Raw genomic sequence first — 24,642 nt, 5'->3', positions numbered from 1 at the left:
TATTAAATTTTGCCACCTTCTATTACTACATCATCAGCTTTTATATCATCGCTAAAAAATGGCTTTAAGGTTTCATCATAAGCTTTGTGAAAAAACTGCTCATTTTGTAATTTTACAATCAAATCATTGATAAATTTCAACATAGCTTCATCGCCTTTTTTTACAGCAGGAGCTATAACATCATGATTTCCAAGTTCTTTAATCACTACTTCAAAATTGGGATTTTCTTTAGCCCAAGCAAAAAGCAATGCATTATCATGACTTAGCGCATCGCCTCTTTTACCGATTAAAGCTGCAAAGGTTTCTGTGTTTTGATCAAATTTAATCGTTTTAATTTCTGGCATATTTTTTGTAAAATACGCATCAGCTGTTGTACCTTTATTTAAAATCAAAGTTTTGCTTTTTAAATCATCTATAGTTTTGATATCTGATCCTTTAGGAGCTACCACCCCAAGAGCAACTTTCATATAAGGAAAAGCAAAATCCACCACAGCTTCTCTTTCTGGAGTTTTAGTAAAATTTGCTAAGATTAAATCTACTTTATTTGATTCTAAAAATTCTACTCTGTTTGCTGCTTCAACTAAAACAAATTGTACTTTAGACTCATCCCCTAAAAGTTCTTTAGCAATACGCTTTGCAAAATACACATCATAGCCTTGATTTTTTCCTTGAGCATCTAAGTAACCAAATGGAGGTTTATCACCAAACACACCTATGCGGATAGCACCTTGCTGTTTGATTTTCTCTATAGAGTTTTCATTAGAGCTTGAATTTGAGCATGCACTAAAAAAAAGTGCCATTAAAAACGATAAAAGAAAAATCTTTTTCATATTTTTTCCTTATGATTGAAATTTAAATTTTTAAACCTTATATTAATTTTTTAAACAAATCTTTTCTAAAATAAAATTAACGATGAAAATCAAACAAATTGAGAAATTTCTTCGCACGATCAGTTTTTGGATTTTCAAAAAATTCATCGGGCTTTGAAATTTCTACTATTTTTCCATCATCCATAAAAACTATTTTATCAGCAACTGCTCTAGCAAAACCCATTTCATGTGTAACTATAAGCATAGTCATACCATCTTTTGCTAAATTTAAAATCACGTCTAAAACCTCACGCACAATTTCAGGATCAAGCGCTGCTGTAACTTCATCAAAAAGCATGATTTCAGGATTCATACAAAGGCTTCTAACTATGGCTATGCGTTGTTTTTGTCCACCACTTAATTCTTTAGGATAGGCTTTTAATTTATGCAAAAGCCCTACTCTATCAAGCCAGTATTTAGCTTCTTCTAAAACCTCTTCTTTTTTTCTTTTTTGCACCTTTAAAGGCCCTAAGAGTATATTTTGCTCCACATTTAAATGATCAAAAAGTTCATAAGATTGAAATACCATGCCTATTTTTTGGCGAATTTGAGTCCATTTTTTATAATTTTTATCAATTTTTTCATCATCTACAAAAATAGCCCCATCAGCCATTTCTTCCAAACCATTAATACATCTTAAAAGCGTAGATTTCCCACAACCACTTGGACCTAGTATAACCACTACTTCTTTTTGATTTACTTCTAAATTTATATCTTTTAAAACATGATGATCATCATAGTATTTTTGTAAATTTTGTATTTTTAAAATGCTCATATTAGCTCCATTTTTTCTCTAAAAACTTTGAATATACCGACAAAGGATAGCAAAGTATAAAATAAATCAATAAAATCAAACCATAAATCACAAAAGCAGCATAAGAGTTTTGAAATAAATTTAGCTCGATCACTTGTTGGCCTACTTTAATAAGCTCTATACCGCCGATGAGATAAATCACTGAAGTACTTTTGATAATTCTTGTAAAGAGATTGATACTCATTGGTAATAATCTTCTTAAAGATAAAGGTATAATGATAAAAAGATAAACTTCAAATTTATTAAAACCTAGTGAAAGTCCTGATTCATACTGGTGTTTTGGTATGCTTGATAAAGATGATCTAACCAAATCCATCATCTCAAACACGCCCCATATACTAAAAACAATAATACTTGAACCCAAAGCACTCAAATGCCATCCAAACCATTTCGCCAAGCCAAAATGCACTATAAAAAGCCAAACAATCAAAGGCATAATACGCACAAACTCAAGCATAAAACGACAAAAAGCATAAAGGATTTTATTTTTAGAATGCATTAAAATTCCAAAAAACACTCCCCCTATAAGTGAAATCAAAACACTAATTAACGAAAGCTCTAAAGTAACCTTTAAGCCTTGTGCTAGTCTAAAAAAGGTATCTTGATTTAAAATTTCAAACATAATTTAACCTTTTTTCTATACGGTTTAACACTAAAGATAAAGGTAAAATCAAAATCAAATAACAAAACACCAAAGCAAATAATGCTTCATTACTTTTATAATAAAGCCCTATAAGATCTTTAGCCACATATACTAAATCCGCTAAAGCAATAATACTTACCACTGAAGTTTCTTTGAGTAAAAAAATGATATTAGCACTAATGCTTGGCATAGCTATACCCAAAGCTTGAGGTATGATTACATAACGAAAATTTTGCCATTTACTCAAACCCAAAGAAAGTCCTGATTCGTATTGTTGTTTTTTCACCGCTTCCATACCCGCTCTTAAACTTTCAGCCATATAAGAACCACCTAAAAAACTAAGTCCTATCACAGCACATGCAAAAGAACTAAGGTGTATCCCAAACTCAGGCAAAGCATAATATAAAAAGAAAAGTTGGATTAATAAAGGTGTGTTTCTTGAAAATTCTATGTAAATTTTACAGATTGTATTTAAAAAAGAAAATTTAAAATAACTTACTCCCACACAAAATAAACCTACTAAAAATGAAAAAAACACCCCATAAATAGCAAGTTTTAAAGTAAGCCAAGAAGCTTGTATAAACATAGGGCTAAACTTGATTAAAAAATCAAAATCCATAAAACCTTCCATACTTTAAATACAATATTGTAACAAATAAGACTTAAAAAGACTTAATTAAATTTTGCATTTTTTCTTTATTTAAAATTGCTATTTTACCTTTATTTGTACAAATAAGCTCATTTTGTTTTAATTCTTTTAAAAAACGTGACAAGGATTCTGGGGGTAAATTCAAAATCACAGCGATTTCTTTTTGTTTTAAATTTTGTAGTTTTTCTTCATTTTCTAGTAAAAAGCTGACTAGTCTTGACTTTAAATCCAAAGATTTTTGTCTGATGAAATTTTCTAAAATTCGAATTTTACCGATTAAAGAAGTCAGAAGCAAAAAGCTAAATTCTCCATTTTCCAAGCATAATTTTTTAAATTCATCAAAATCAAAAACACAAATTTCACAATCTTGCTCACAAATAGCATTAGCTGGGTAATTAATACCTTCAAACACAGGCATTTCGGCTATAAAATTCACCGGAGTTAGAGTATGCAGTGTTAGTTCAAAACCCTTTGCATTTACCTTATATATACGTACTTTTCCACTTAGTAAAATGTAAATTTTATTTGCTTTTTCACCTTGAAAAAATAAAATATTCCCTTTGTTAAAATGTTTTTTCTTGCCTTTAGAAATTAAAATTTCAAAATGTTTATCCATTTTCTTTTTCCATATTTTTAATACTTTCTTTTGCTTTTAAAACTAACTCTTCATCATCTGCAAAATCAAAGAATTTAAAATGATTACCATGCTGCACTCTACCATCTAGCAAATCCCCACTTAGCCTATTTTTCAAATCAAGCTCAGCTATTTTAAATCCATCTAAAGTTTTAGCAAATTCAAGCAAACGGCTTGGAATTTCTTTTTGCTTAGTGTATAAATAACAAAAGCTCTCAAGCCCTACTCTACCTACCCTACCTCGAAGCTGATGTAAGGTAGCAAGCCCAAGTCTTTCAGCCCCAACAACTACAATAACGCTTAGTCTTGGCAAAGAAATCCCCACTTCAACCACCGTTGTAGAAAGCAAAATCGTGCCTTTTTCTCTAAATTCTTGTAAAATTTGATCTTTATTTTTATCTTTTCCATGGGTTATATAAACATTTTTATATTTGTTTATCCAGTATCCTTGTGCTTGTTCTAATGATAAATAATCTATATTTTCACTTTCATTTACCAAAGGATAAATGATGATTACTTGGTGATTTTTAGCTAGTTCATCATCGATTTTTTTAAGCAAATATTTAAAATCTTTATCTTGTATGCAAAAAGTTTTGATGTCTTTTTTAAAAGGCATTTGTTTAATAAAACTAAAATTTACAAGCTCACTTTGTATCATAGAAAGCGTTCTTGGTATAGGCGTAGCAGAAAATTGCACGATATGTGGAGCATATTGAGAGTTTTTACTAAGCTCGCTTATTTTTTGTCTTTGATTAGAACCAAAGCGATGTTGCTCATCTATCATCACTAAAACTGCTTCAAATTCTTCTTGATGAATGAGCGCATGTGTACCTATGATAAAATGAGCTTGTTCTTTTAATTTTGCTAAATCTTTATCTTTTTTACCACCTTTTAAAAGCAATACATTAACAAAATCAGGCAAAAGTCTTTTTGCTTCATGATAAATTTGCTCTGCTAATATACTAGTTGGAGCCATTAAAATAGCCTTTTTAGGATATACAAGCAAACTTGCAGCAAGTATAACCAAAGTCTTACCACAACCCACATCGCCCATCACCACACGCCTTTTAGCGACTTTACTTCGTAAGTCTTTTTTAATATCTTCTATCGCTAAAAGCTGATCATTTGTAGGGTTAAATTCTAAACCCTTAAGCCAAGAGCTTATATCAAAAAGTTCTATTTTATAAGCATTTTGTGATATTTTTTTGCCCTTTAAACGCCTTAGATGATTAAAAATTTCTATATATTTTAAATCTTTAACTATGGAGTTAAAATTTTCATAAAGAATCAAATCATCGTAATTGTGCAAATTTAAAAGCAAATTAATGTATTTTTGTTCTAAATTTAGCGCTTTTAAATTAGTTTCATTGACATATTTTAAGATAAGTTTTTTTATGCTTTCATCTTTAATAGAGCTAATTTGGTATTTAGGGACTATTTGACCTATATTTTTTACTATTTTTGGGTTTATAAACTGCCAAACTCCATTAAAAAAATTCATCTTTGCATGGATACAAACTAAAGCATTATGTTTAAAAATTTTAAAATGCCATTTATTAGGATGAAAGATTACTATATTTGCTTTTATACCCCATTCTAAACATTCACAAAGTATAAAAAGCTGAGAGTGATGATTTTGCGTGCTAATAATTTTTACATTTTGGGTACAAAATGCATCTTTTGGAAACTTTGAAATTCTAAAATCATCAAATTTTTTAGGCAAAATCAAAGCCAAATCGATACAATTTTTAACCCCTAAAGCATGAAGTAGTTTTAAATCCTTTTCTTCAACTTTCATTTTCTATACTTGCAAAACTCACTTTTGTAATTTCACTATGTGTTTTAATAAAGTCATTTAACTCATCTAAGGTAGTGTTTTTGATCTTTTGCATTTCTTCTTTTAAATTTCCAAGTTTTAAACCATGTAAATATTCATTTAGCATTATATCTAGTCTTTTAGCCAAACTTTCATATCTTAAAGGCATAGAACCTACTAAAAATTGCTTAGCTAATTGAAATTCTTTTTCATTTACTCCATTTTGGACAAAGTTTTCAAAAACTTCCTTAACTAAAGTTTTAGCCTCATTAGAGCTTTCATTTTTAGTTTGCAAATACCCAAAAACTCTACTATAATTTAAATTTACATCAAGCATAGCATATGCTGAATATGCCAAGCCTCTTTTCACACGCACTTCTTCCATCAAACGCGAACCAAAACCACCTTGACCCAAGATAAATAAAGCAAGTTTAGCTAAATACATTTTCTCATCATTAATTTGCATATTAAATGGGGAGCAAAAGTATATATAAGCTTGCTCGGTACTTTTTTGCTCACTTACTTCTATACTCTCATCAATGAGTTTGTAATTTTTATTTTGATTTGGAGTGTTTCTTTTTAGAATTTGGCAAATTTTTTCTGTTTTAACTTTCACTTCATCTTCTTTAACATCTCCACCAAAAACAAATAAAGCATTATCAAGTACTAAATTTTCACTCATAAAATCTTGCAATTCTTTTAAGCTAATCTTTTCTATGCTTTCTTTAGTTCCATCAAGACCACTAGCAAAAATTTCATCTTTGAAAACATTTTTATTTAAAAGTCTTTTTGCTTGATAATCATAATCAGTATTTAAACTTGCAAGCTCACCTAAAGCTAAAGTTTTTAATCTTTGTAAGATTTTTTCATCAAAACGCACATTTAAAAACAATTCTTGCAATTTTTCTAAAGCAAAATCAAAATGTTCTTTCAAGCACTTAATACTAATTTGAAAATGCTCAAAACTAGCCTTAGCGTAAAGTTCTATAGCACGGTATTCTAAACTTTTAAAAAACTCATCATTACTTCCTTCGTTTAAAATCCTAGCAAGCATACTTGCACAACCTCTATTGTGTTTTTCTGCTATTTTTCCACTATTTTTAAAAATGAGTTTGAAAAATACTACAGGAAGCTCGTTTTCATACTCATATATTATGTCTATTTTAGTTTCATTAAAGTCTAAATTTAGCATTAAAACCTTTCTAAAATATTATAAGCTGTGTCGCGTTTAGCAGGTAATTCTCCTATATCTTTGATAAGTTCTATCATTTGTTCTTGATTCATTCTGTATTTTGCACCCGCTGCGGCTACGACATTTTCTTCCATCATAGTTGAACCTAAATCATTTGCACCAAATTTCAAAGCAAGTTGACCTATTAAAGAGCCTTGTGTTACCCATGAGCTTTGTAAATTTTTAAAATTATCCAAATACAACCTTGCTAAAGCTAACAATCTTAAATATCTATTAGAACTTTGCTTGATGATTTCAGGATGTTTTTTAATCAAAGGAGTATTTTCGCTTTGAAATGACCACAAAATAAAAGCTCTAAAACCATTTGTTTTATCTTGTAAATTTCTTAAATGATCAAAATGTTCGATGATTTCCTCATCATTCTCAACCGTACCAAACATCATAGTAGCAGTACTTTTCATACCTATATTATGTGCACTCTCATGCACCCTAAGCCAAGTAGCTGTGTCACATTTGTGTGGTGCTATAATATCTCTTACTCTATCGCTTAATACTTCAGCACCTGCTCCAGGTATAGAAAAAAGTCCTTTAGCTTGCAGTCTTTTTAAAACCTCTTCAATAGAAATTTTAGAAACTCTTGCTATATAAGCTATCTCTACTGCTGAAAAACCATGCACAGTGATGGTTGGATAATTAGTTTTTATATAAGAAAGTAAGTCTTCATACCATTCTATTTTAAGTTTTGGGTGTACTCCGCCTTGAAATAAAATTTGCGTTCCACCTATGGCTTGTAATTCTTCTATTTTTTGTCCTATTTCTTCGTATTTTAAAATATAAGAATCATCATCTTTTTCTTTTCTACAAAAAGCACAAAAATCACAATCAATACAACAAATATTTGTGTAGTTTATATTTCTATCTACCACAAAAGTAGTTATTTTTTCAGGATGAAGCTCTAATTTTTTCTCATATGCCATTGCACCTAGTTCATATAAAGGTGCATTTTGGAGTAAATTTAATGCTTCTTTTTTGCTTAATCTATTCATTATTAACCTTTTTTATAAAAAAGAATTATTATAACATTTAAATGTAAAATAATCTTAAAAACGTTATAATCAAGCCCTTTAATTTCATATATTCATAGGATGTTCATGACTTATAGGTCTTTACTTAAAAATAATAAAACTTTTCGCCTTTTAGCAACAGTACAATTTATAAGTTATTTTGGTGCGTGGTTTTCTCAAGTGGGTGTTTTTACCCTTTTAACCAAAGAACTCCAAGCACCTGCAAATATTATAGGTTTTTCAGCTATTTTTGTTTTTTTACCTTCTATTATACTTGCACCTATAAATGGAGTTATAGTAGATAGATTTAAACCTAAGAATTTATTGCTAACAATGATTAGCATTGAGATGATTTCTATTTTTATGCTAATTTTTGTAAATTCTTTAGCTATGCTTTGGTTTTTATACTTTTTAACCTTTGTGCGTATGGCTGTTGCAAGTATGTATTTTCAAACAGAAATGTCAGTTTTACCTAAAATTTTAACCCCGCAAGAATTAAAACTAGGTAATGAGCTTCATAGTATTATATGGGCTGTATCATATGCTTTGGGTATGGGTGCAGCAGGACTTTTTATAGATCTTTTTGGAGTAAAACCAGCTTTTATAGCCGATACTTTAATGCTATTTTGTGCTATGCTTATACTTAAAACTTTAATCCTACCTGATGAAAAAAACACCACACAAAACAATCTTTTTATACTAATCAAAGAAGGTTTAGCTTATGTATTTAGTAATAAAAAAATCATTCATTTGATTTTGCTTCATGGAGTTGTAGGGATAACTGCTTATGATGTTTTAATCACACTTTTAGCTGAATATGAATACGCAAAAGTTATTTCTATACCTTTAGCTATAGGAATTTCTAATGCTATAAGAGCCATATCTTTACTCATAGGTCCTTATGTGCTTAGTCCTTATATTAACAAAAATACTTTAGTGTATTTATACTTAGCACAAGGCATAGGCATCATGCTTTGGGCTTGCTTGCAATTTAACTTTTATCTTGCCTTCATAGGCTTAGTGATGGCAGGTTTTTGTACTTCATCTTTATGGAGCTATACTTATACACTTTTACAAAATGATTGCGATAAAAGATATTATGGTAGAGTAATCGCTTATAATGATATGGTGTATTTAACCTTTAGTGCAATTATTGCTTTCTCAACAGGGTATTTATTTGAATTTTATGGAGTAAAATTAAGTCATTTTACTTTTGGCTTAGGAGTATGTTTTATCTTTGCGGCGATTTATTGGTGGTGGTTTAATAAAAAATATAATTAATCCACCTTAGAATAATAAACCCCACCTGCTGAAAAATTCTTATCAAAATAAGCTGTCTCAGGTACAAGATCTGACTTGCCTGGGTAAATTCTACCCTCTCTATTTAATATCTTATAAAAACGTTCCATAAGTCTTATTTTGAAATCTTGATCAAAATATATCATCATATTTCTTGAAAAAATCACATCAAATTTTCCAAGCTTAAACAAAGAATCATCAAAAACATTACAAAGTTCAAAACGACATCTACAAGCTAGAGTTTCTTTTTTAAGATGATACATTCTATCTTTTATATCAAAATAACGCGTTTTTTGCATAGTGTTTAATCTAGCCACAGAGCGCTCTGAATATATCATTTCATTGCACTTATCTATCATTTTTTTATTAATATCTATACCAACTATATTCATACCCTTGATGAAATTCTCACTTGCTAAAATAGCTAAAGAATACACTTCTTCACCACTTGAGCATGGAGCACAAAGTACATTTACAGGTCGATCAAGAGATTTGATATAAAAAATAACATCTTTTAATTGCTCTAATTCTCTAAAAAAATAAGTCTCACAAACTGTAATAAAATCCATAGTTTCTTGCTTTAGATTTCTTTGAAACTGCACTTTTTCATTTAATTCACTAAGACTATTTAAACCCAACTCCTGTAAAAATTTTGGAAGCTTAATTAGTAAAATATCTCTTTTAGTGCTTAAATTATTTCCGCTTATTTGTTCTACTATTTTCACAAAATCATGCATTTCATTTTCTGTAATTTTAATCATCTTTTCATCCTATGATTTTATAAAATTTGTTATTTCTTTTTTAAGTTCTATTAAACTCATGGGTTTTAAATTTGGATTAGTATCTCTAGCTTTTTTTGGCATTCCATATACTATGGAATCTGCTTCATTCTCGCACAAACACCTTACTCCAACCTTATAAAGTTCAAATAAAGACTTAGCACCATCATCGCCCATTCCTGTCATAATCAAAGCTAAAATTTTATTATACTTACAAAGATTTACAGCAGAATGAAATAAAACATCAATTCCTGGATTAAAACTGCTTGTTTCCTCAGTAGCATTTAGCACCGGTGTATTATTTCCACTTAAAACCATATTTCTTTGGCAAATATAAATTTTATTTTTTAAAACTTCTTTATCACTTGGTATGATCACATCGCTTTTTGCTTCTTTGTTAAATTGATTTACAAAAGAAGGGATAAAAGCTGGGTTCATGTGCTGAGCAATTACCACTGCACAATCTTTAAGCTCTACATCGTTTAGCAAAAACTTTAGCTGGCTTGGACCGCCCGTTGAAGAACCAATCAATATAAGCTTCATTTTAAACCTTAAATAATTATTGTCATTATATCAAATAAATATTTGAAAACATCAAAAAATAATTATATATAAGAAAGAAAAATTTTAATTAAATATGATAAAATTAATACTTTAAATTTCAACGATAAAGTGATTATTAAATGTTAAGAGAAAAAATTTACATAGCAAGCGATCATGCTGGTTTTGTTTTAAAACAAGAGATTATCAATTTTTTACAAGAAAAAAATATAAACTTTGAAGATTTAGGACCTTTTAGTGAGGATCGTTGTGATTATCCTGATTATGCGCATTTATTAAGCTCTAAAATCGATGAAAATAGTTTTGGAATTTTAGTTTGTGGCTCAGGCATTGGTATGAGTATAGCAGCAAATCGACACAAAAATATACGCTGTGCCTTATGCAATGAACCTTTAAGCGCTAAACTCTCAAGAGAACACAACGATGCAAATGTTTTAGCTTTAGGAGCTAGGTTAATAGGAGTAGATATGGCCTTTGAAATTATTTCAAATTTCATCAATACTTCTTTTAGTGGCGGAAGACATTGTGTACGAATTAGTAAAATAGAGGCAAAGTTATGATTTTAAGTTGGCTTGTATTAACTGTATTAATTTGTGTTAGTATTTATATGACTATTATGCTACTTTACTACAAAACCTTACTTCATAAGGAAAAAGTGGCAAAAGAATTTATAAAAAACAATCTTGATGATACTGAAATAGTCATTAGAAAGCTACAAGTACAGCTTCAAAGAAGTTTAGGTAATATTGATATTCTAACCGAAGAATTAAACAAAAGCAAAGCAGATTTAACCTCTCTTAGAACAAGAAATTCGCAATATCGTATTGAAAATGAAAAATTAAGACAAAGAATTAAAGAATTAGAAGCAAAAATCGAGGCATTATTATGATAAAAGAACAAGATAAAAAATATTTATTAGATAGTATTAGAGCTATTAAGGATTTTCCAAAAGAAGGGATTATTTTTAGAGATATTACAACTTTATTAAATAATAAAGAAGCATTTGCATTTTTAATGGATCACTTAGTAGAAAAGTATCAAAATGCAAAGCTTGATTATATCGTTGGTATAGAAAGTAGAGGTTTTATTTTTGGGGCTGCTTTAAGTGCTAGATTAAAATTACCTTTTGTGCCTATTAGAAAACCTGGAAAACTACCTTCAAAATACCTGCAAGAATCTTATAGCTTAGAATATGGCAGTGATACTATAGAAATTCACATCGATGCTTTTAATAATCAAAAAGCAAATGTTTTACTTATAGATGATCTTATCGCTACAGGTGGTACAGCAATAGCCGCTGTTAAACTCATAGAAAAACTCAATGCAAAATGTGTTGAAGCTTGTTTTTTACTAGAATTAAAAGATCTTGATGGGGCTAAAGAATTAGCTAAATTGACTTCTGTTTATAGTGTTTTAGAGGTATAAAATGGAAGAATTTTTAAAACAACTTTTATATGATTATAAAAACTGGGCTTACATCATCGTGTTTTTATGGTGTATACTTGAGGGAGAACTTGCGCTTATTTTAGCAGGTATTTTCGCACACGAAGGACATGTAAATTTAGGCCTTATAATCTTCATAGCAGGTTTAGGTGGTTTTGTAGGCGATCAAATATATTTTTACATAGGAAGATATAACAAAAAATACATTCAGAAAAAACTCCGCACTCAAAGGCGTAAATTTGCTATAGCGCATTTACTTTTGCAACGTTTTGGCTGGCCTATTATTTTCATACAAAGATATATGTACGGCTTTAGAACTATTATACCTATGAGTATAGGACTAACACGTTATAGTGCCAAAAAATTTGCATTTATTAATCTCATTAGTGCTTGGGCTTGGGCCGCTATTACCATTTTACTAGCATGGTTTTTTGGAAAAGAAATTTGGCTAGCTGTAGAATGGGCTGGAGACCACTGGTATTTTGCAGTGCCTATTATTGCTGGTTTTTTACTTGCTTTGTTTTTAGGTATGAAACAAATAGAAAAATCTATACTTAGAAAAAGGACACATAAATGACATTTAATTTTAAAGAAAAAAGTATTGAATCTATCAATGCTGATTTTGAAATCATATTAATACAAGATAAAAAAATAGAAAAATATACTCAAAGTCAAGAGCTTTTTAAAATTTCAAATTACAAAGGTGAAGGAATTTGCATAGATATGCAAAATAAGATTCTTTATAGCGAACTTAAGAGTTTAGAATATGAAGATATAAGATTAGCTTTTGCAAGTGCTTACATGGCTTTAAAAAAACTAGAAATCAAAAGCGTAAAAACAAAAAGTGTCGTAGGAAAATGTGTAGTAAATAGCTTTAATGCTATGATTCAAGGGTTTACTTTTGGTGCTTATGAATTTAACAAATACAAAAAAGAAAAAACGCCAAGCAAGCTAGAAAATATCTTCATTTCAAAAGATGAAATCAATGAAAAAGCTTACAACCTAGAAGAAGCTTGCATAGGAATTGATTATGGTCAAGCTTTTTCAAACGCTTGTGATTTTGCAAAAGATATTGTTAATGAAATTCCTCAAGTTTACACCCCAGCTAAAATGGCTGAAGATGCTCTTAGCTTAAGTCAAAATGATTGCAAGATTTCATGTAAGATTTATGAAAGTGATTTTTTAGAGCAAGAAAAAATGCAAGCATTTTTAGCAGTAAATCGCGCTTCGATCCATCCACCAAAACTCATTCATCTTTCATACAAACCAAAAAATGCAAAAATGAAAGTAGTGTTTGTAGGTAAAGGGTTAACTTATGATAGTGGTGGACTTAGTTTAAAACCTGCTGATTATATGCTAACGATGAAATCTGACAAAAGTGGTGGTGCGGCCGCAATGGCTATCATCAAAGGTGCAAGTGAATTAAACATTGATATAGAAGTGCATTCTATCATCGGTGCAACTGAAAATATGATAGGTGGAAATGCTTATAAACCTGATGATGTACTTATTTCAAGAGAAGGTGTGAGTATAGAGGTTAGAAATACCGATGCGGAAGGAAGATTAGTTTTGGCTGATTGTCTTTCACTTGCTCAAGATCTAAAACCTGATTTATTAATAGATCTTGCTACTCTAACTGGAGCTTGTGTAGTAGGACTTGGAGAATACACAAGTGCTATCATGGGAAATAATGAAGATTTGCAAAACGAATTTTATAAAGTAAGTAAAAAAAGTGGAGATTTGGCTACTATTTTACATTTTAATCCGCACTTAAAAGAGCTTATAAAATCAAATATAGCAGATGTTAGCAATACCTCTTCAAGTCGTTATGGTGGTGCTATTACTGCAGGGTTGTTTTTAAATTCTTTTATTAGAGAAGAATACAAAGACAAATGGCTACATTTAGACATCGCAGGGCCAGCTTACCTAGAAAAAGCTTGGGGTTATCATAATTTTGGTGCAACCGGTGCAGGTGTTAGAATGTGCCTTTCATATTTACTTTATCTTTCAAGGAATAAAAAATGAGTTTATCAGTTGGTATAGTGGGACTTCCAAATGTTGGAAAATCTACGACTTTTAACGCACTAACAAGAGCACAAAATGCTGAAAGTGCAAATTATCCATTTTGCACCATAGAACCAAACAAAGCAGTAGTGCCTGTGCCTGATCATCGTTTAAAAGAACTAGCAAAGATTGTCAATCCACAAAAAATTATACGCTCAAATATAGAATTTGTTGATATAGCAGGCCTAGTAGCTGGCGCTAGCAAAGGCGAGGGTTTGGGTAATAAATTTTTATCCAACATACGCGAAACAGAGATGATTTTACACATCGTGCGTTGTTTTGATGATGAAAATATCACCCATGTTGCAGGTAGTGTTAATCCTGTGCGTGATGTGCAAATCATAGAAACAGAGCTTATACTAGCAGATATAGAACAACTTAGCAAAAAAATAGAAAAACTCACCAAAGGTGCAAAGGCTAACGAAAAAGGTGCAAAAGAAAGTTTAGCTTTAGCTAATGAGCTTTTAGAGCATTTAAATCAAAACAACAGTGCAAGTTCATTTCCAAATAAAAATGAAGTCTATCATGCTCTTATAAAAGAACTAAGATTGCTTTCAGCTAAGGAAGTAATATATGGGGCAAATGTAGATGAGAATTCCCTTTTAGAAGATAATGAATTTGTAAAAGATCTTAAAGAATTCGCAGCAAAATCAGGCCATGAAGTAATCAAGCTTTGCTCTAAAATAGAAGAGGAAATGATAGCTTTAAGCGATGAAGAGCATTTTGAGTTTTTAAAATCTTTAGGCATTGAGCGTAGTGGGCTTGAAGTAGTTATACGCACAGCCTTTTCAAAGCTTAATTTAATTAGCTATTTTACCGCAGGACAAGTAGAAGTGAGATCATGGACTATACAAAGAGGCTGGAAAGCACCAAAAGCAGCAAGCGTGATCCACAATGACTTTGAAAAAGGTTTTATCAAAGCTGAAGTGATTTCTTATGAAGATTATATCGCTTGTAAAGGCGAAAGTGGTGCTAAAGAAGCAGGAAAACTACGCCTTGAAGGGAAAGATTATATCGTACAAGATGGCGATGTAATGCATTTTAGATTCAATGTTTGATAAAATTTGCAAGCTGTTTTAGCTTGCAATCTCAAAAATACACCCCACCACTTAAATATAATTTCATTCTATGATCATCATCGTATTTATATTGATGTAATGCTCTTGCTGCATCAAGTTTTATATAATACTCATTAGTTTTATTATAAAGTACTTGTAAGCCTACTGCATCTAAAAAATGCTCATCTGCTAATCTATCCCCTGAAGCTTTTTCATACCAAGCATAACCTACATCATAAAAAGGAGTAAAATAAAAATTAGTATTTGGTATATTTATTCTTATACCAAAGTTAGCTACTATGGTATTATCTCCATCACCTTCTCCATTATCATAAGCTCTTACTCCATAAGCTCCACCTAAAGAGGAACTCTCAGAAGAATCTAATTCAAAATTCCCTAATACCTTTTGATAGTTTATATTTAAAGTATGAGTAATGTATTCATTAATACTATAATAATTATTCACACTAGCATTGAGTTTTCTAAACCAACCAAAGCCTTTGCCTCCACTTTTAGAGGTATCTCCAAATATAGTAGTACCATCATCATATACCTTACCCACACTTATCTTAGCACTATAACTTAAGGTATTATTCTCAAAGCCTCTAAATAAACCTTCTAAACCCATACTACCTACATTAGAACTTTTATCAAAGGTTAAAAGATCTAAGGTTACATCACTAAGTATTTTATGATAAATACTTGAAGTAAAATATAAAGAGGAATTAGTATTAATCCATACAGGATAAGAAAAGTCTATACCAAAATTTCTAGAAGTACCATTAAAACCTAAGCCTTCATAATCCCCACCTAAAGAATAAGAGCCTTGAGATACGCTTGGAGTAATTTTTAAATTTCCTAAAAAGAAAGTATAACTAGCTCCATAGTTGATTTGATTTTCATTACTTGATTGTAAGTAAAAATTATAATAATCTCCCATATTAAGTATGGAATTAAATCCCATACTAATACCAGCTCTAATATCCCCTGCACTTTCAATACCATAATTATCAGTATATAATAATACATTAGCCTTAGTATCAGGCACTACTTCTATAACTACATCAGTTTCTCCTACATTCTCTCCTGCTTGTAAGCCTGCTAGGGTTTGTACTCCATACATTTCATTGACTTTATACACACTATCTTCTATTAACTTAGTAGAGATGATTTTACCTTTGATTCTTTCATTAAGCTTACTTTCTATGAAATAATCTTTTATAGTAGTTTTATTCTTTACTATATACTTACCTAAGGTTCCTAAGGCTATGTTTATTTGTACACTATCTTCAAATTCTTGTTGGGGTACATAAGCTGTTGCTGCAGGATAGCCATTAACTTGGAAATAATAAGCAATGATATTAGATATATCTTGTAAATCTTGTAAGCTAAATTTTCTAGTACTAAACTCACTAATAAGTAATTGTAAATCTTCTTCTTTAATACCTAGCTTTTTAAAGCTAGTGTTTTCATTAGTGATAACAAATTTGTATTTGGTTATTACTTTTTTAGTGGTGGTGTTAGTGTTAGAATTAGTAGAGTTAGTGTTAGAACTATTATTGGTTTGGTTGTTTGTATTGTTATTAGTTGAGTTAGAATTGTTAGTTTCATCTTTTACACTAGTATTAGTTTTATCATTGTTTGTATTAGTATTAGTTTGGTTATTTAGATTGGTAGTGTCATTATTAGTTTGATTGTTAGTTTCCTCATTAGCTTCATCTTCTTGATTGAATTTTTCTTTTAAAGCTTTCTTTTTTTCTTCAAAGTCTTTTTTAGCTTCTTGGCTTTTTATATAATCATCTTTGGTTTTTAGATTTTCTTTGATAGCTTTGTTTTGAGGGAGGTTTCTATCAGGGGAGAGTTCTATAACCTTTTCTATATCATTTTTAGCTATGGTAATACTTCCATTATTAGCATAGACTAAAGAGCTAATTGCTATAGTACTAAGTAAAAGTTTTTTCATGATTGTTTGTTCCTTTTATTTATATATTTTTAAAATTAAGAGTTTTTGTTTTTTAATATTTATTATTGATTAATCAAAATATTATTTAATACGAGTATTCATTAATATACTCGTTATTATTGCTAGGATATAGCTATCCTAGCAAGTATTTTTTACAACCCTCCAACTATACATGGATTCATAGTTTTAAAGTTATCACTTACTATGCAGATTTTTCCTTTTTGCATAAGAGAAGTTTCATCCACCTCTTCAGTTTCCTCATCTTCATCTAAAGCATTATCACCTATTAAATTAAGAGAAGCAGTTTGTTCGAAATCCATATCAGTTTCAGGTAAATCTGGCTTATTTGGATCTTCCCCATCACCGCCATCTCCAGTTATTTCTTTTAAGTTAGGATTGGTATTTAATATTACATTGGCAAAAGCACCAACTACTTTAAAATTTTCTGTGTTATTGTCATTTTGCCAAGTAGATAGTTCTTTTTGATTTTCATTGATTAAATCTGCTAAAACTTGACTATCTTTCATTAAGGTATCTATTTGGTTTTTTAGTGCAATAAATTCTGGATCATTTTTATTTGCTAAACCTTTATTGATTAAATCTACATAAGCATTGTAAGCTTTAATAGCATTATCAAGTTTATTTTGCATAGCAATAAGATCTTTTAAATATCCATTAGAAGCATTCACTAAAGGTTTTAAATCTTTTTCAAGTTTATCGATTTTATCTTTGATGGTTTTGGTTGTATTATTTACTTGGCTTAATATTTCATTTTTAACGCTAAAGCCATTTCCTTCAAATTTATCTTTTGAAGCAGTGTTTAAACCATTCTTTTCATAAGCTAAAAGAAAATCTAAGCTTTGAACTACTTCTAAAGCTTTAGTTTTATCACCACTTAGAAAATATTTAGCCACAAATTCAACCTTTTGATCTTCACTCATTTTAGAATAATTTGCTTTATCTTCTAGCATTTTTAATAAATCACTTATTTGCAATTTATATTTTCCATTGGTGATATCATTAATGATTTCTTCTTTGATTATTTCTTGAAGCAAATCATCTTCATCTAGCTTTGCATCACTTCCTTCTCCACCTTCTCCACCTTCACCTATGGTGCTAAATTTAGGATCTGTTACTTTAAAGTCAGTGGTAGTTTTAAATGATTTAGAAGCTTGATCATATTGTATTCCTGTGGTTGCTTGAGCGGAGGTGATGAAGTTATCGTATTGATTTTGGGAGAAAGTTAAATTGTTATTATATTTATTATCTGTATAGTTATCATAAGCTGAAAATAAATCTTTATCATAATAAAGAAAAATATTTCCTTTGAAAATTACATTATTATCAGAAAAAGCAGTGTCACTTTCATTGTTATAAATAAAGGCTGTTTTAAATCTTAAATCTTTCCTTTTGTCATTGCTTATAGTTAAACCATCTAAAGACACAAAGATATTTTCCAAGGTAGCATTTTTAGCTTGCTCAGCAAAAATACCTATATTTCCATAATATGGATCACCATAACCACCACTAACATATCCATCATATTTTATATTACCTATATTATGAATGATTATGTTTTTAAAAGTTGAATTTCCAGAAACATAACTATTCCCTATTTGACCAGCAAACAAAGATAAAAAATTCACATCATATACATCAATCTTATCTATATTGCTTATAGATATATTTTCATAGCTTCCTTTTAAAATTTCACCTGCAAATAAACCGGTAAACTCACCCTCGTAAAATTTTATAAATTCAATATCATTTAGTTTAATATTTTTAAATTCTCCATCTTCTATAAGACCTATAAAACCACCAGAACTTTCAGCTCCAATGGTAGCCGAAAGTTCTCCTATATTGTTTAAAGTAATATTTTCATATTTACCAGCGTTTGATTTTACTATAAAACCTCCAACACCTTGCTCTGCTGTTATTTTTCTTATATCATCAAGTAAAATATTTTTAAATGATACCTCATTGGCTTTATGACCCCAAAAGTTGGCTATAAAACCACCGGTCCAAGTCCAGCCGCCTATTTTCTCAAAATCACTTAGTTTAATATTTTCAAAAATTATTTTATCAACTGTAGGAGCGTAAGTACCGGGTTTTCCCACATAACCTATAAAACCTCCAGAATGCTGACCAAAAATACTATTGCTCCTGTAAATATTTATATCTTTAAAAATGCCTGAACTCGCATAACCAGCAAATCCTCCAGCACCATTTTCTCCTTCAATCTTTGTCAACTCTTCAATAGATATTCTTTCATAGCTTCCTCCTTTAGAGCCATCTATAACCCCTACAAAACCTCCTGCATGGCTAAATACAGAATCTACTTGTTTTACATTTTTAACAGAAATATCATAAAAGCTTCCATCTTTTGAAGCACCTGCTATAGTTCCGGTGGCTTTATCGCCTTTCATATTGATATTTTCAACTTTTAAGTTTTTGACAACACCACCATTTCCAACTCCACTAAAAATACCTATATAATATTTTCCATGTGTTTTATTATTACTACTGTTATAAATAGAAGCATCTAGCATAATATTACTCAAAGTATAACCATTACCATTAAAAGTAGATGTAAAGGATTTACTCCAACTATCATCTGTATACCCCACCATATATTCGGGTTTAAAATCATTTTTAAAGTCTATATCATCTATAAGTCTAAATTCTTTAACACTTCTGGTACCATCTTTACCGCCTCTATCATTATTCCAAGCATCAGCAAATATAGCCCATTCATCTACTGAGTCTATAGTAAGGTATTGTTTGAAGTCTTTTATTTGAACTTGATTTTTAGTTTCTTCGTTATTATTATCTATATAATTAGTTAAAGTAAAACCATCAGCACCTACAAACTTATAACCACCTTCTTTAAATGCACTCATGCTAGCTGCTATGCTAACACTTTTTAAAGCTGTAAGGTAATTAGTTTTATTTTCTGCAAAAGAGCCAGGATTTAATACTAAATCATTTCCAACTAAATGTGTAGTTGAGTTTTTATTTCCTACTTTACCACCTTGTATATCTACCTTATTCCCTATAAGTAATACATTATTAGCATTAATAGTACCCATATTTACTACATTGCCACCATTTGGTTTAAACACAGGGGAAAAGCTTAAACCGTCATTGAAATTTTTCATATTAGCAAATTTCCACATATCCCCATCGCTCATCGACGAAGTCGAAGCCACAAAGCGATTAGCATTGATAGTTCCTGTTTTAGTAATGATTACTCCATTAGGATTGATTAAAAAGACATTATTACCACCTGCATTTAATAAACCTTCTATCATAGATTTACTAGTACCATGAGCAATGTTTAGGTAGTTTTGACCACTTTGTCCTTTTCCAAAATTAACTTGTGCATCTTTACCTATACTAAAGCCACCACCCCATTGTATGACTGAGTTTTTTCCATTACCCATAATATCCATGTTATTACCATTAATATTTATAGTCCCGCTAGTCCCATGAGTAAATTTACCCCCACTAGGTAAGTGATTTGGATTAAGTGGTTTATCTGCTGCCACCATAGGTGATAATAACATTGATACAGTTACACCTGAGAGTATGATATGATTTGCTAACTTTTTCATAATTAATCCTTTTTGGTATATTGCTTTAGTTTAAATTCACTACTATGCTTTTTGCATCTTTACTTACACTTAGAGTATATTTAGCTTTTTGAACTTTTGCTTTGATGTTTTTATGTAAGCTTTGATTATTTTTAGTAATAGTTTCTAATAAGCTTTGTAAGTCTTTTTGATTTAGTTGTTTATTGTTTGCATCTACAAAGCCTTTTTCACTTTGCATTAAAATAAAGCTTTTATTTTTTACATTATTGTTTGTATATACATTAATAGAACTATCTTTAGAAAGATTAATAGCTTCTTTAGCACTTAAATAAGTTTTAGTATCATCTTTTAAGATAAAGCTATAATGATCAAAGTTATTGATAGTATTTGCTTTTATATTTGTATTTAATACTAAATGATTATTAGTGCCACTTTTATGCATTAGAGCTTTTGATACAAAGTTATTATCTTCTTTAGTTTGTAAAAAGCTACCTGCTAATACATCTATATTAGTATTATTAAAAATATTAGTATTACCACTTAGATATAAGGTATTATTATAGCTTTTATCATTTTCACTATATACACCAGAAGCACTTATAAATATAGCTTTGTTGTTTTTATACTCATCTATATTTAAATTATTTATATGAGTATAATTATCATGAGTGTTCTTAGCTATACCTGCACTAATTACTACTTCACCTTCTCTTTTATCAGAAGCTGTGCCTAGGGCTAGATTATCAAAGATAAAAGTATTATTAGCACTTTCAGTATTAGCATTAATAACATAAACATTAGAACTAGCCGCACTTGAATAATCTTTAATATTTAAAGTATTATCATTAGCATTTTCATTAGCTCTTAAAATGATTTTAGAACCTTTATCTATATTAGAAGCATTTGATAAAGATTGCACAAGATTATATTTTATAGTGTTTTTTTCTAAATTATCAGCTTCTATAATAGCAGTGAGATTTCTACCTGATTTTACATTATCTAAAACTATACTATTAGCATTAGCACTACTTGCATAATAATCTTTATCATTTAAACTAACCTTGCTTACTCCATATAAATATAAAGGCATAGCAATGTTTGAGTTTTTAATATTAATGCTATTATTATTTGCTTTAGAACTTAGAGTTTGTGCTGCTGTGATTTGAATTTTATCTTGATGATTTTCAACAGTAATACCTTGGGTTAAATCCCCATTGATATGAATACTATTTCTATTAGCTCCTTTAGTCGCTACCCCACCATAAAGATTAAACTCATTTTTACCTGTAAAATTAGAATTAATTTCAAATGGTTTTTTTAGATTAATGCTAATGCTATTATCATTAGCTATACCATTATTAGTAATACCTGCATAAAAGTCTAAAAGAGCTTTTACCTCTACATTAGTATTTAATGCTAATAAGGTTTGTAAGTCTTTTATATCTATGGTGTTTTTATAAGCATTACCTTGTATGATTTTACCCCCATAGATTTCTCCTACTAAGACAGCATTATAAGCTAATGGGGTATTTTTAGTATCTACTCTTAAATCTAGTTTTAAATCATTGATTAATACACTATTATTACTTACTTCATAGCTTTGATTATTATTAACATCCACAAAAGCTCCTCCTAAGTGAGTAGCAGCTGATGTTGAATATGCTCCACTTGGACCATGGACTAATAAAGAAGCTCCATCTATAATAACTTTATTATTTTTAGCATTAGCATTATAAGTAATGGCTCCATTTACATGAGTCATTCTCTCATCAAAGATATTATCCCCTAAAGTGCTTTGTCTATAAGGGGTAGTATGAAAGTCTATCTTTACGCCTTTATTTAATATAACTGTATTATTATTAGCATTAGCATCCACACCAAAAGCACCTAATACATAAGGAGCACCATTTAAAGGTAAGGTATAGGTGTTTTCAACACCCATATTTACATAGGCATCTTTTAAGAAATTTAAAGTATTATTACTTACTTCACCTTTTCTAGCTATAGCTGGAGTGATTAAAAAATTATATTTATTATCCAAACCACTAGCTTTAGGATTAATTACTTCTTTATCGGTAGGTTTTAAATAATATACTGAAGATAATTCCCCTGCTTTTAATACTAAGGTATTATTATTAGCTTTTGCATTAAAAGTATAAGCAGAAACTAAAAAAGGTATATAGCTAATTTGATTTAGGGTAGTATTAGCTGAGTTAGAACTATGAAATCCATTAACTACAAAAATATCTTCTTTAATACTTGGAGTAAGTATGTCTTGCTTAAAATATAAATCATTCATTTTTGCATGAGCTTTATCTTTAGGATTATCATAGATTAAAGTGATATTTGAAAGATTTTTATTAGTAGCCATTTGACCATAGAAGTTTTTACCACTTAAGAGTTTATAAGTATCAAGATTATAATCATAGACATCATTGTTCTCATAATGGTGTTTTTTAATTATATAAGCATTAGAAGTTTTATCATAATTTGCTTGGGTGGCTGCTTCTAAAGAACTTAGTGAAAAAATAGTAAATAAAGAAAGTTTTAAAAGATTAGAGTTTTTATAGTTTTTTAAAGAATTTAAAGTATTTGAGTTAAAACGAAAATTATCGTATCCCCCCCCCCGTGAGGCGATTTTTAGCTGTGCTTATATGCATTGAAAAAGTCCTTTCGAAAAATGATTAATGTGTTTGATTGATTTATTGCTTGTTAACAATGAATTATTTTTGTAATCATTATTACTAATATAATAATAACAATTAAGAAATGTTAATACTATATTTATAAATTTAAGCTTAAAGATATTTAAGATAAAAATTGTTTGATTTATGAAAATTTATTTTTTATATACCTTTAAATAAGCATTTAGACTGATTTTTTCAGTCTAAATTTTCTTCTAAAAAATTAAAAATTAATTCTTTTGAGCATTTTTTACATTTATAAGCTATATTTAAATACTTAATTTTTACATGCAATCCATAATCAAGCTTATGAATCATATCTTTACAACCACAAATATACTCAAATTTATCATCTTTTTCTTGCTCTTGTGTTTTGTTTTCATTCTCCAGACTTTTTTTAAATTTGTTAATCCTCATATCATGCTCTACAATATGCTCTAAAAGCCATATTGAGACAATTTTGTAAAGTTTTTCTTTAAGATCGTTTGTGCTAGCACATTCACTAAGCAAAGCACTCATATCTTTGATGATTTTTTTATGCATTGCTTTGTGTTCTGATAAATACGGGTAATTTATTGAGAGCATAAACTCTTCTTCATCTTTAAAATGTGTTCGCATATATTCAAAAAAAATCACTTAACAACTCTTTAATCTCTGTTTTATAAATATGCCTATTTAAAAGCTTAGCAGTTTTTTCTGCTAAAACAAAAAGAGTTTGGTGTTGTAAATCTATGTCCTCATTTTCAATACTGTATTTATCATTCCATATAGGGAATGCTTCCACAAAAAACCTTAAGCAATACGAATGGTTTTTTTACAAACTTTACAATTGTATTTTGCCCCATCAAGAATTTGCAAATACACGCTATGAGGAATTTTATGTTTTTCATTTAAGCAACCACAAACATAAATAATATATTTTGGAATAATTTCTTCAAAAGTACTTTCAGTAAATGAAGTATCTTTTTCAAAAGTACTTTCTTTTGCTTGAAGTTGTTTTTGTTTTTCATATTTGTGGTATTTCATATCTTCTTTTAATATATGCTCTAAAAGCCATTTTTCTGTGATGATATTAAGCTGTGCTTTAAATTCATTGACTGTTTTGATATTTTTAACTAAGGTGACTAATGATGATGTAATTTCTTGATGAATTTTTTTTATGATGTTCTAAATCAGGATAAGCAATACTTTCCATATAAGCTTCTTCATCTTTAAAATGAGTCTTTACATACTCAAAAAGCTCGCTCAAAACACTTTTAATCTCACTTATACTTGCGTGATTTTCAGCGATTAGATAAGCTTTTTTGGCTATATCAAATAAAGCTTTATGTTGCTCATCGATGGTTTTATTGTGTACACTATATTCTTTTGCCCATTTAATCATAAAAGTCCTTTTTTACAATATTTTTTTTTACAATCAAGCAATAAAAAATAATAAACACAAAAAAACGGGCAAGATTATATAATAAATTTTCAATATTTGCAAGATTATTAGAATAAAATTTATAAAATATTTA

General features: G+C 29.4%; 24 protein-coding genes. 7 read left to right on the top strand and 17 right to left on the bottom strand.

Annotation, left to right across the window (positions count from 1 at the left end; translation table 11 throughout):
- Positions 1 to 2: 2 nt before the first annotated feature.
- From CD56_RS03815 to CD56_RS03780, 8 genes are all read right to left on the bottom strand, one after another.
- On the bottom strand, positions 3 to 800 hold the full coding sequence (locus CD56_RS03815) for a cysteine ABC transporter substrate-binding protein (RefSeq protein WP_407712415.1): 798 nt from the start codon (positions 798 to 800) through the stop codon (positions 3 to 5).
- Between the two features lie 106 nt (positions 801 to 906).
- On the bottom strand, positions 907 to 1,644 hold the full coding sequence (locus CD56_RS03810) for a pathogenesis-associated glutamine ABC transporter, ATP-binding protein (protein WP_039618156.1): 738 nt from the start codon (positions 1,642 to 1,644) through the stop codon (positions 907 to 909).
- Between the two features lies 1 nt (position 1,645).
- The gene (locus CD56_RS03805) at positions 1,646 to 2,305 is read right to left on the bottom strand and encodes an amino acid ABC transporter permease (protein WP_047208235.1); all 660 of its coding nucleotides are present in this window, start codon (positions 2,303 to 2,305) and stop codon (positions 1,646 to 1,648) included.
- On the bottom strand, positions 2,298 to 2,945 hold the full coding sequence (locus CD56_RS03800; RefSeq protein ID WP_047208234.1) for an amino acid ABC transporter permease: 648 nt from the start codon (positions 2,943 to 2,945) through the stop codon (positions 2,298 to 2,300). The genes CD56_RS03805 and CD56_RS03800 overlap by 8 nt, the downstream gene beginning before the upstream one ends.
- Positions 2,946 to 2,988: 43 nt before the next feature.
- On the bottom strand, positions 2,989 to 3,591 hold the full coding sequence (locus CD56_RS03795) for a nitrosative stress-response regulator, Crp/Fnr family (protein ID WP_012661401.1): 603 nt from the start codon (positions 3,589 to 3,591) through the stop codon (positions 2,989 to 2,991).
- Complete coding sequence (gene recG, locus CD56_RS03790; RefSeq protein WP_047208233.1) at positions 3,584 to 5,407, bottom strand: ATP-dependent DNA helicase RecG; 1,824 nt, start codon at positions 5,405 to 5,407, stop codon at positions 3,584 to 3,586. Before recG ends, CD56_RS03795 begins: the two co-directional genes overlap by 8 nt.
- Positions 5,397 to 6,617: a M16 family metallopeptidase gene (locus tag CD56_RS03785; protein ID WP_047208232.1), complete on the bottom strand. Its 1,221-nt coding sequence runs from the start codon at positions 6,615 to 6,617 to the stop codon at positions 5,397 to 5,399. The genes recG and CD56_RS03785 overlap by 11 nt, the downstream gene beginning before the upstream one ends.
- Positions 6,617 to 7,663 carry a dehypoxanthine futalosine cyclase gene (locus CD56_RS03780; RefSeq protein WP_039618147.1) on the bottom strand — a complete coding sequence of 349 codons (1,047 nt, stop codon included), beginning with the start codon at positions 7,661 to 7,663 and terminating at the stop codon, positions 6,617 to 6,619. Before CD56_RS03780 ends, CD56_RS03785 begins: the two co-directional genes overlap by 1 nt.
- Before the next feature lie 105 nt (positions 7,664 to 7,768).
- Here CD56_RS03780 and CD56_RS03775 point away from each other — a divergent pair, with 105 nt between their 5' ends.
- Positions 7,769 to 8,962, top strand: a complete 1,194-nt coding sequence (locus CD56_RS03775; protein ID WP_039618146.1) for an MFS transporter — start codon at positions 7,769 to 7,771, stop codon at positions 8,960 to 8,962.
- Here the strand turns inward: CD56_RS03775 and CD56_RS03770 are convergent.
- On the bottom strand, positions 8,959 to 9,741 hold the full coding sequence (locus CD56_RS03770; protein ID WP_039618144.1) for a CheR family methyltransferase: 783 nt from the start codon (positions 9,739 to 9,741) through the stop codon (positions 8,959 to 8,961). The genes CD56_RS03775 and CD56_RS03770 overlap by 4 nt on opposite strands.
- A 9-nt stretch (positions 9,742 to 9,750) precedes the next feature.
- Positions 9,751 to 10,302 carry an MCP protein-glutamate methylesterase gene (locus tag CD56_RS03765; RefSeq protein WP_039618142.1) on the bottom strand — a complete coding sequence of 184 codons (552 nt, stop codon included), beginning with the start codon at positions 10,300 to 10,302 and terminating at the stop codon, positions 9,751 to 9,753.
- A 140-nt stretch (positions 10,303 to 10,442) separates the two neighbouring features.
- On the opposite strand from CD56_RS03765, the gene rpiB reads away from it, so the two are divergent.
- From rpiB to ychF, 6 genes are read left to right on the top strand one after another with little or no spacing between them, the layout of a single operon-like run.
- Positions 10,443 to 10,880: a ribose 5-phosphate isomerase B gene (gene rpiB / locus CD56_RS03760; RefSeq protein ID WP_047208231.1), complete on the top strand. Its 438-nt coding sequence runs from the start codon at positions 10,443 to 10,445 to the stop codon at positions 10,878 to 10,880.
- On the top strand, positions 10,877 to 11,209 hold the full coding sequence (locus tag CD56_RS03755) for a hypothetical protein (RefSeq protein WP_039618138.1): 333 nt from the start codon (positions 10,877 to 10,879) through the stop codon (positions 11,207 to 11,209). Before rpiB ends, CD56_RS03755 begins: the two co-directional genes overlap by 4 nt.
- Positions 11,206 to 11,745 (top strand): adenine phosphoribosyltransferase, encoded by a 540-nt coding sequence (apt, locus tag CD56_RS03750; RefSeq protein WP_047208230.1) that lies wholly within the window; start codon positions 11,206 to 11,208, stop codon positions 11,743 to 11,745. Before CD56_RS03755 ends, apt begins: the two co-directional genes overlap by 4 nt.
- A 1-nt stretch (position 11,746) precedes the next feature.
- Positions 11,747 to 12,340: a DedA family protein gene (locus CD56_RS03745; RefSeq protein WP_039618134.1), complete on the top strand. Its 594-nt coding sequence runs from the start codon at positions 11,747 to 11,749 to the stop codon at positions 12,338 to 12,340.
- Complete coding sequence (locus tag CD56_RS03740; RefSeq protein ID WP_047208229.1) at positions 12,337 to 13,788, top strand: leucyl aminopeptidase; 1,452 nt, start codon at positions 12,337 to 12,339, stop codon at positions 13,786 to 13,788. Before CD56_RS03745 ends, CD56_RS03740 begins: the two co-directional genes overlap by 4 nt.
- Positions 13,785 to 14,885 carry a redox-regulated ATPase YchF gene (gene ychF / locus CD56_RS03735; protein ID WP_047208228.1) on the top strand — a complete coding sequence of 367 codons (1,101 nt, stop codon included), beginning with the start codon at positions 13,785 to 13,787 and terminating at the stop codon, positions 14,883 to 14,885. Before CD56_RS03740 ends, ychF begins: the two co-directional genes overlap by 4 nt.
- Before the next feature lie 31 nt (positions 14,886 to 14,916).
- Here ychF and CD56_RS03730 read toward each other — a convergent pair whose 3' ends face one another.
- From CD56_RS03730 to CD56_RS08180, 7 genes are all read right to left on the bottom strand, one after another.
- A complete protein-coding gene (locus CD56_RS03730) occupies positions 14,917 to 16,848 on the bottom strand; it encodes a ShlB/FhaC/HecB family hemolysin secretion/activation protein (protein ID WP_235375844.1) in 1,932 nt (643 codons plus the stop codon).
- 152 nt (positions 16,849 to 17,000) lie between these two features.
- Positions 17,001 to 20,462, bottom strand: a complete 3,462-nt coding sequence (locus tag CD56_RS03725) for a two-partner secretion domain-containing protein (RefSeq protein ID WP_047208227.1) — start codon at positions 20,460 to 20,462, stop codon at positions 17,001 to 17,003.
- 25 nt (positions 20,463 to 20,487) lie between these two features.
- Complete coding sequence (locus CD56_RS03720) at positions 20,488 to 22,812, bottom strand: hypothetical protein (RefSeq protein ID WP_052768369.1); 2,325 nt, start codon at positions 22,810 to 22,812, stop codon at positions 20,488 to 20,490.
- Positions 22,813 to 23,323: 511 nt separating this feature from the next.
- Positions 23,324 to 23,761 carry a hemerythrin family protein gene (locus tag CD56_RS03715; RefSeq protein WP_052768368.1) on the bottom strand — a complete coding sequence of 146 codons (438 nt, stop codon included), beginning with the start codon at positions 23,759 to 23,761 and terminating at the stop codon, positions 23,324 to 23,326.
- Entirely contained in the window at positions 23,748 to 23,909 is a 162-nt protein-coding gene (locus tag CD56_RS08315) for a hemerythrin domain-containing protein (RefSeq protein ID WP_158339227.1), read from the bottom strand. The genes CD56_RS03715 and CD56_RS08315 overlap by 14 nt, the downstream gene beginning before the upstream one ends.
- An 8-nt stretch (positions 23,910 to 23,917) precedes the next feature.
- Complete coding sequence (locus CD56_RS08185; RefSeq protein ID WP_080956332.1) at positions 23,918 to 24,151, bottom strand: hypothetical protein; 234 nt, start codon at positions 24,149 to 24,151, stop codon at positions 23,918 to 23,920.
- A gap of 85 nt (positions 24,152 to 24,236) precedes the next feature.
- Complete coding sequence (locus CD56_RS08180; RefSeq protein WP_080956331.1) at positions 24,237 to 24,509, bottom strand: hemerythrin domain-containing protein; 273 nt, start codon at positions 24,507 to 24,509, stop codon at positions 24,237 to 24,239.
- Between the last annotated feature and the right edge of the window lie 133 nt (positions 24,510 to 24,642).

Source organism: Campylobacter lari (assembly GCF_001017575.1).
Classification (GTDB): Bacteria; Campylobacterota; Campylobacteria; order Campylobacterales; family Campylobacteraceae; genus Campylobacter_D; species Campylobacter_D lari_C.
The sequence above is the reverse complement of the archived record's forward strand: the minus strand, read 5'-3'. Positions and strand labels throughout refer to the sequence as shown.

Bases quoted from the DNA above. Each gene is read 5' to 3' on its own strand.
- CD56_RS03815 (WP_407712415.1), bottom strand. From the start codon at position 800: ATGGCACTTTTTTTTAGTGCATGCTCAAATTCAAGCTCTAATGAAAAC.
- CD56_RS03810 (WP_039618156.1), bottom strand. From the start codon at position 1,644: ATGAGCATTTTAAAAATACAAAATTTACAAAAATACTATGATGATCAT.
- CD56_RS03805 (WP_047208235.1), bottom strand. From the start codon at position 2,305: ATGTTTGAAATTTTAAATCAAGATACCTTTTTTAGACTAGCACAAGGC.
- CD56_RS03800 (WP_047208234.1), bottom strand. From the start codon at position 2,945: ATGGATTTTGATTTTTTAATCAAGTTTAGCCCTATGTTTATACAAGCT.
- CD56_RS03795 (WP_012661401.1), bottom strand. From the start codon at position 3,591: ATGGATAAACATTTTGAAATTTTAATTTCTAAAGGCAAGAAAAAACAT.
- recG (WP_047208233.1), bottom strand. From the start codon at position 5,407: ATGAAAGTTGAAGAAAAGGATTTAAAACTACTTCATGCTTTAGGGGTT.
- CD56_RS03785 (WP_047208232.1), bottom strand. From the start codon at position 6,617: ATGCTAAATTTAGACTTTAATGAAACTAAAATAGACATAATATATGAG.
- CD56_RS03780 (WP_039618147.1), bottom strand. From the start codon at position 7,663: ATGAATAGATTAAGCAAAAAAGAAGCATTAAATTTACTCCAAAATGCA.
- CD56_RS03775 (WP_039618146.1), top strand. From the start codon at position 7,769: ATGACTTATAGGTCTTTACTTAAAAATAATAAAACTTTTCGCCTTTTA.
- CD56_RS03770 (WP_039618144.1), bottom strand. From the start codon at position 9,741: ATGATTAAAATTACAGAAAATGAAATGCATGATTTTGTGAAAATAGTA.
- CD56_RS03765 (WP_039618142.1), bottom strand. From the start codon at position 10,302: ATGAAGCTTATATTGATTGGTTCTTCAACGGGCGGTCCAAGCCAGCTA.
- rpiB (WP_047208231.1), top strand. From the start codon at position 10,443: ATGTTAAGAGAAAAAATTTACATAGCAAGCGATCATGCTGGTTTTGTT.
- CD56_RS03755 (WP_039618138.1), top strand. From the start codon at position 10,877: ATGATTTTAAGTTGGCTTGTATTAACTGTATTAATTTGTGTTAGTATT.
- apt (WP_047208230.1), top strand. From the start codon at position 11,206: ATGATAAAAGAACAAGATAAAAAATATTTATTAGATAGTATTAGAGCT.
- CD56_RS03745 (WP_039618134.1), top strand. From the start codon at position 11,747: ATGGAAGAATTTTTAAAACAACTTTTATATGATTATAAAAACTGGGCT.
- CD56_RS03740 (WP_047208229.1), top strand. From the start codon at position 12,337: ATGACATTTAATTTTAAAGAAAAAAGTATTGAATCTATCAATGCTGAT.
- ychF (WP_047208228.1), top strand. From the start codon at position 13,785: ATGAGTTTATCAGTTGGTATAGTGGGACTTCCAAATGTTGGAAAATCT.
- CD56_RS03730 (WP_235375844.1), bottom strand. From the start codon at position 16,848: ATGAAAAAACTTTTACTTAGTACTATAGCAATTAGCTCTTTAGTCTAT.
- CD56_RS03725 (WP_047208227.1), bottom strand. From the start codon at position 20,462: ATGAAAAAGTTAGCAAATCATATCATACTCTCAGGTGTAACTGTATCA.
- CD56_RS03720 (WP_052768369.1), bottom strand. From the start codon at position 22,812: ATGGCTACTAATAAAAATCTTTCAAATATCACTTTAATCTATGATAAT.
- CD56_RS08185 (WP_080956332.1), bottom strand. From the start codon at position 24,151: ATGAAATACCACAAATATGAAAAACAAAAACAACTTCAAGCAAAAGAA.
- CD56_RS08180 (WP_080956331.1), bottom strand. From the start codon at position 24,509: ATGATTAAATGGGCAAAAGAATATAGTGTACACAATAAAACCATCGAT.